Consider the following 6,721-nt stretch of genomic DNA (forward strand, 5'->3'; position numbering starts at 1 on the left):
CGCGCCGAGATTCTTCGCCGCCACGTCCCCAAGGTGTTGGGCAAACTGGGACGCAACGATCCGCTGTTGCAAATCGCCAAAGAGTTGGAAGAGATCGCCCTGAGCGACGATTATTTCGTGAGCCGCAATTTGTATCCCAATGTCGACTTCTATTCGGGAATTCTGCTGCGAGCGATCGGCATCCCGGTGAACATGTACACGGTGATGTTTGCCATCGGCCGGATGCCGGGTTGGATCGCGCACTGGAAAGAAGTCCGAGACAGCAACAGTCGAATTTATCGACCGCGGCAGGTCTACAATGGACCGACATCTCGCGATTACACCGCGATGGAGTGGCGATAGTCTGCCGGACAGTGCCGAGCGATCACGGCGGGTCATCGCTCGAATTCAATGAGCGACGCGTTCGCCGTTGACGACCCGGCGTGCGTCCGCGATCGCGGCATCGAGTTGTTGACGAAGCTGCGAGAGGGTGGAATCGGTTTCGGCGAGCGAATCGTCCGTCGCTCGCTGTTCGATCTGAAACGCCAGATCCCCCATCGCCGCCAGACCGAGCGCCTTCAATGCACCTTTCAGCGTGTGGGCCAAGCGTTTCGCGGCTTGGCCGTCAGCGTCCGCCAACGCCTGCTCCAACTCATTCATCAAGCGCGGCGTCTCTTCCAAGAACGCTTCCAAGATGTCGATCAACAACGTCTGGTCTCCGGCACACAACTCCAACGCCTTCGACCAGTCCGTGGGTTCGGACGCGGCCGATGGGTCGACGTCAGCGTGATTGGTCTCCGGGGGCAAATCGCCATGCGGATCACCGGGCGGCTCGTCGTCGAAAAAGGATGAAATCGCTTCACGCAATTCGTGAATTCGAAGCGGCTTGGAAACGTAGCCATCCATGCCGGCCTCCAAACACTTTTCGTGATCACCCGCCAGAGCGTGGGCGGTCAACGCAATGATCGGCACGTGACCGCCTTGTTGCTGTTCGACCTCGCGGATTCTGCGCGTCGCCTCCATGCCGTCCATCTCCGGCATTTGCACATCCATCAACACCAGCTCGTACGAACCGGAAACGCATTTCTCCAAGGCCTCCTTGCCGTCGCTGGCTAGGGTGACGGTGTGTCCCCACTTCTTCAACAACGCAATCGCCAACGTTTGATTGACCTGATTGTCTTCCGCCAGCAAGATGTTCAGCGGGCGAATGACCGGCTCCGCATCCGCCGTCGTCGACTCACCGGGTTTCGCGATCGCCGTCTCTCCTAGCACGCCCAGGACGGCGTCGAACAATTCCGTTTCCTTGACCGGCTTCATCAGATAACGGTGGATGTTGAGTTCGTTCCAGCGTTGATGATCGCCGGGCTGATCGTAGGCGGTGCACGCGATCACCGGCAGATCCTTCAGGGTGGGATCGCTGCGAATCTCGCTGACAAGATCAAAGCCACTGCGATTAGGCATGTGGACATCGGTCAGCAGCAACTGAAAGGATTCGTCTCGGGCCTGAGCCTCTTTCAAGGCCGCGATGGCCCGGTCGGCATTGGAGACCGAGGTCGGACGCATTCCCCAACCACGGACCATTTCTTCCAAGATCATCAAGCTGGTGGCAAGGTCATCGACGATCAAAACCCGCGCGTCTTGCAAGCCCGCGATGTCGTGTTGGACGACGGCGTCCGAATCCTTCTCGACGCCAAACACGCCGGTGAAATGAAAGGTGCTGCCACTGCCCAGTTCGCTCTCCACCCAAATCCGGCCTCCCATCAGCTCGACCAGTCGCGAACAGATGGCCAAGCCCAATCCGGTGCCGCCGAAGCGGCGGGCCGTGCCACCCTCGGCTTGTTCAAAGGCTCCAAAGATATGTGACAACTTGTCAGCGGGGATCCCGATGCCGGTGTCACGCACCTGAAAGTGAACCTCACACTCGTCGGTCGTGAATGAATCAAGCGAAACACCGACCGCGATTTCCCCCTGTTCGGTGAACTTCAGCGCGTTACCGACCAGGTTCACCAAAATCTGCCGCAAGCGGTGCGAGTCACCTTCAATGACCGCAGGAACGTCGGCGGCGACATGCAACGTCAGTTCCACCTGCTTGGCGCCGGCGCGCAACCCCATCGGCTTCATCATGTCGCCCAAACGCTCACGAATCTCGAACGGCGTGGAAACCAAATCGAGCTTGCCGGCTTCGATCTTGGAAAAGTCGAGGATGTCGTTGATGACCGACAGCAACGACTCGCCCGATTCGCGAACCAAATCCAGATAATTGCGTTGCTCTCGTTCAAGCGACGTATCGAGCAACAGTTCCGTGATCCCGATGACGGCACTCAGCGGGGTTCGAATCTCGTGACTCATGTTGGCCAGAAACTGACTCTTGGCGCGATTCGCCTCCTCGGCGGCAAACTTCGCCAGCGTCATTTCTTTGGCACTTTGCTGCAATGCCGCGTGGGCGTGTTCCAGTTGAAGCGCGTACTCGCGATAACGCTGATTGGATCTCACCACCAAGTACACCAGACTGCCGGCCAACAGAGCCAACAGGACTCCCAAAACGCGCAACTGCGCCGCAGCGGGCGGGGCCGTTGGCCAACCCGCGGCCGGCAAACCGTAAAGCGTCCAGCTTCCCGTCGGAAGCGAAATCTCGGAATCGATCGGCTCGGCATTCAACAACGATGGATCTCCGTGAATGATTTCCCCCGGACCTCCCTGGTCGTTGCGGCCTCGAATGGCAATCGACAAATCGTCCGGGACACTCGCCGAAATCTCTTCAAACAACACTTGCTCGTCGATCAGAATGGAGACCATTCCCCAGTAGTCTCCGCCGCCGGCCGATTGCCCCGGAACCGTCTCAAAAACGGGAGCCCGATAGACAAACGCTTGACCACCCTGAATCAACTCGATGGGCCCGTACAACCAGGGCTCTCCGGTTTTGATCGCATGCTTGGCCGCCGCACGCTGTTTCGGATCTTTAAGTAATTTGAATCCGAGGGCGCCCTCGTTGCCTTCCCGAGGGTACACGTCGTTGATCTCGTTGTCTTTGATCGACGTGACACTGCGGATCCCGTCGGCTTCCTGCATCAACAACTCGGAGATGTCTGCAAACTCCCGCGGCGTCATCTCGGGATGCACCGAGACATGTGCCTTCAGTCCCGAGGTCAAATAGACGCGTTTGTTGATCGCCTTTTCGGCCGCACCACGCACGGTCGCCAAGTCCCGGACGGTGTTAGCCCGGACTTCTTGGAGGTACCGTTCGGTCGAGTTCTTGTTCAGAACCCACACACAAATCAGCACGACCATGCCGGTTGCGGCGGCTGCCAGCAGCGGCACCGCCATCGCAAACGACCAACGACTTGTCACAGTCGTCGCATCGCGGACTTGCGGCCCGTCGCGTGTTTCAGTGGTGGCGTTCGTGTCGACCATGGTTGATTTACCGGAGGGCCTTGCGGCGCAGGCGTCCTCTTGCCAGTCACCCCACAGCTTTCGAACGGCGACCGTCGATTCTCCTCCTCCATGACGTGGGTGCCCCAGTCTTTACTGCAAGGGCCGGTCTTCACTTCAAGGGAACGAAGTATTCGATTCCGAATCCCCAGCCGCTTCGAACTCTCGCTGGCAAGAAGCTATTGTACCGATATTCGGCGACGGCATAGAGATTTCCGCCCAGCTTCACTCCCCACTGCGATTCCGCAACCCAATCGGAATCGCCAAACCCATCGTTCACATTGTGGTCGGCGAACCCAGCGACATACATCAAGCCACCAAAAAAGTCCTTCCGGAAAACGTGTTCCATCTGCCATCCCGAACCATCATCTTCAAGCACATGAAACGTCAGGGAATAGCTCAGCTTCAAGGTGTCGGTCACAAAGTCGCCGATCGGCCCGGCCGTATCGTGTAGTCGCCAACGAATGCCAAACCGCCCCACTTCGTCGGTGAATCCGCCGTCGGCCCACATCAGGTTCCAGTCCAGGTGAGCGAGGAGACGATGCTCGGAAGCAATCGGCCGACGGAGATGAATCTCCGTGAAGAAGTCATTCCAGTCTTCTAACTGGGACGGGGCACCGAACGGGCTGGTGTAATTGACGAACTGGAAATACTCGAATTGACAAGGCAACTTGGCCCCGGCATTGATCGTCAACACGTTGAAATCACGGTTGTCCCAGTAGTAATTGAAATCCAGGAATCCGGTGTTTCGATGATCCGATTTTGGGATCCATTCGCTCAGCAATCCGTCCCGCAGATCGATGCCCAGGAATGAAGCAGTGCTGTCGCCGGAGTGGAAACACGCCGACTCACCAGGTATTTCCTCGGGTTCCCCCGACTCGGTCCGTTCGATCGCGCAGGCCGGCTGGCAGGCGAATAATTCGCCAAACATCAGCAGCAAACACGAAATCGCGACTGCGTACGTTTGCTGCATGTGTGTGTCCTGCCATCGCTTTCAATCGGCGCGTATTGATTCTTTCATCGGCCGCTGACCCGAACCGGCATGAGGAATCGTGATGCGTGAAAGTCAAAAAACATCCATCGGTCTGTGAACCGTCTTTGCGGTGTCCTCGTAGAACCCCTTCACGTTGACGGTTGGTTCCCTTGCGTTGCAGGCGGACCAGACGAATCTGTTTCCCTGTGTCCATGGCACATCGGCACGGGACTTCTCTCGAAGCAGGGGTCGGTGTGATGGATGGTGAACAGGAACCTGTGGCCGCGTCTGATCTCGCCTCCCCGGTCGATGTCGCTGTACCGCGTCAGACCTCGTTTGCCCGGTTTTTGTACAACCAGAATCCGTTCTATCTGATCAGTTGCTTGCTGGTCATCTACGGCTGCCAAAGTCTCGCGATCTCCGGCGGCAGCTTGCTCGACAAGTCGATCTCGATGGCCGGAGGGATCGCCGCGTACACGCTGTTGATGGCGGTGGTTTGCGTCGGCGTTGTCCGGGTCGCGAAGGTCTGGGATGACGCGCGGTCCATCTTTCTTGTGGTCGTGATCAGCCTGGTCGCTGTCACGACCGGGTTTGACGAGCTTTGTATCGGCGATCAATCGACGGCAAGTGTGTTTGCCTGCGCCGCTGCGGCGTTGGTCCTGATGGTGACCGAAGGCATCCTTTGGCTGTGCCGAATTCGACTGAGCCTTTGGTATCGCACGGCGTTCTACGCGCACTATGCCGTGCTGATCGGATTCCCCCTGCTTCTTGGCCGCGCCGTCGCAACACGCAACGATCCGCTCGCGAATTGGGGATCGGTGCTGTTTTCGGTCGCCATCGGTGCGAGCATCTTGTTGCTGATTCCCGCGATTCGTCGTGGCCCAGACTCGGCCCGCGACAACGGAACGCCCTGGTCGTGGCCGCTGTATCCGATCTCCGCCTTCGTCATCCTGGTCGTCTTGGCAGGCATCCGATCCCATGCGATTTGGATGTCGTTCGGCTTTTACGGGATTGCCGGGAAATTTGAGCCGTTCTTGCTGTTGCCGATTCTGGCTGCAGTGATCGTGCTGATCGCCGAAGCCGGACTCGGACTGCGCAACCAAGCCCTACAAGGTCTGGCGATGATCAGCGCGTCGGGACTGCTGCTCTGTGCTTCGACGCGAAACGGTGCAACCTGGCTACCGATTCAAAGCGACCTGGGCTACCTGTTCGGGTCCTCGCTGACGGTCGCCTTGGGTGTCATCTTTTTGGTTTACGCTTGGATGACGATACGTGGGGTGCGGTATGCCGTATTCGGAATGCCGACAACGTTGCTGGTGACGGGCCTGGCCGCACCGCTCCCGGAAATCGGACGGAGTGTCGGATTGGCGTCGTGGATGTTCCCGGCCGCCGCCTGCGTGATCCTGTTGATCATGACCTTGCGGATGGTCAACGCCGACTGGCTTTGGGCAGCTTTGGCGGGCGTCGCGTCGACAACGATTGCCATGGTCGGCGATGCCTACAGTCACCCGATCGACGGCCTGATCGCCGCGACCGCGTTTGCGACCCTGGCCATGCTGATCATCGGAGCCGTCTTCACAACCCAACTCGCGGTGTTTCTGCGCTATCTCGCCGCCGGCGTGATGTCGTTTGCGGCCGTCGTGATCGTGTTCCGATCGTTGCAAAATCCGCAGGACATGGTTTTGTATGCGGGAGGTGCAATTGCGGTCGTCTCACTCGCTTACGGCATGTTCATTCGTCGCCGCGGCTGGTTGGCCGTCGCGGCCTTGCAAGCGGTGTTGTTCTGCGGAACGTTCAGTTATCAAGGCCACCGGTCCGGCAAGCTGCGACGACTCAATTGGCCGATCGCATCCGGGCTGATGTGTCTGTGTGTCGGCGTCGCGATCACCACGGGAAAAACCGGACTGTACCGCCGAATCGCTGAACGCAAGGGCGACAGAAAACCCAGCGGTTTCCAAAGCGGGTTGTAAGAACACAAAAAACACCAGCACATGGCGTCAGCCAGTGGCGCGTGTCCCCCTCAACCCCACACCCGCCGCTCGCTCACGCGTCCCGCTCAAACGCAAACCAGCACGTGGCGTGAGCAAGTGGCGCGTGTCCCCATCAACCCCACACGCGCCGCTCGCTCACGCGTCCCGCTGAAACGCAAACCAGCACGTGGCGTCAGCCAGTGGCGCGTGATGCACTCAGCCCCCGTTCGTCTCACTCCACCGCGTCATGATGATGATCAGCCGCGAGAATTCGAATCGCATCCCGCAACAAAACGACTTGTCGACGCAAGACCGCGACTTCACGTTCCAGACCGGCGACGCGATGCGAGGTTGCGTCACCGACCTGACC

General features: G+C 58.8%; 4 protein-coding genes. 2 read left to right on the plus strand and 2 right to left on the minus strand.

The window, feature by feature from the left end:
* Positions 1-342, plus strand: a 342-nt coding sequence (locus tag ABX749_RS16475; protein WP_372896931.1) for a citrate/2-methylcitrate synthase, incomplete at its 5' end; no start/stop codon positions are given.
* Between the two features lie 45 nt (positions 343-387).
* Here the strand turns inward: ABX749_RS16475 and ABX749_RS16480 are convergent.
* Positions 388-3,390: a response regulator gene (locus ABX749_RS16480; protein ID WP_372896932.1), complete on the minus strand. Its 3,003-nt coding sequence runs from the start codon at positions 3,388-3,390 to the stop codon at positions 388-390.
* A 130-nt stretch (positions 3,391-3,520) separates the two neighbouring features.
* Entirely contained in the window at positions 3,521-4,381 is an 861-nt protein-coding gene (locus ABX749_RS16485) for a hypothetical protein (protein WP_372896933.1), read from the minus strand.
* Between the two features lie 257 nt (positions 4,382-4,638).
* Here ABX749_RS16485 and ABX749_RS16490 point away from each other — a divergent pair, with 257 nt between their 5' ends.
* On the plus strand, positions 4,639-6,351 hold the full coding sequence (locus ABX749_RS16490; RefSeq protein ID WP_372896934.1) for a hypothetical protein: 1,713 nt from the start codon (positions 4,639-4,641) through the stop codon (positions 6,349-6,351).
* Positions 6,352-6,721: the final 370 nt, after the last annotated feature.

Origin of the sequence: Stieleria sp., assembly GCF_041595215.1 — a bacterium.
Taxonomy (GTDB): Bacteria; Planctomycetota; Planctomycetia; order Pirellulales; family Pirellulaceae; genus Stieleria; species Stieleria magnilauensis.

Bases quoted from the DNA above. Each gene is read 5' to 3' on its own strand.
- ABX749_RS16480 (WP_372896932.1), bottom strand. From the start codon at position 3,390: ATGGTCGACACGAACGCCACCACTGAAACACGCGACGGGCCGCAAGTC.
- ABX749_RS16485 (WP_372896933.1), bottom strand. From the start codon at position 4,381: ATGCAGCAAACGTACGCAGTCGCGATTTCGTGTTTGCTGCTGATGTTT.
- ABX749_RS16490 (WP_372896934.1), top strand. From the start codon at position 4,639: ATGGATGGTGAACAGGAACCTGTGGCCGCGTCTGATCTCGCCTCCCCG.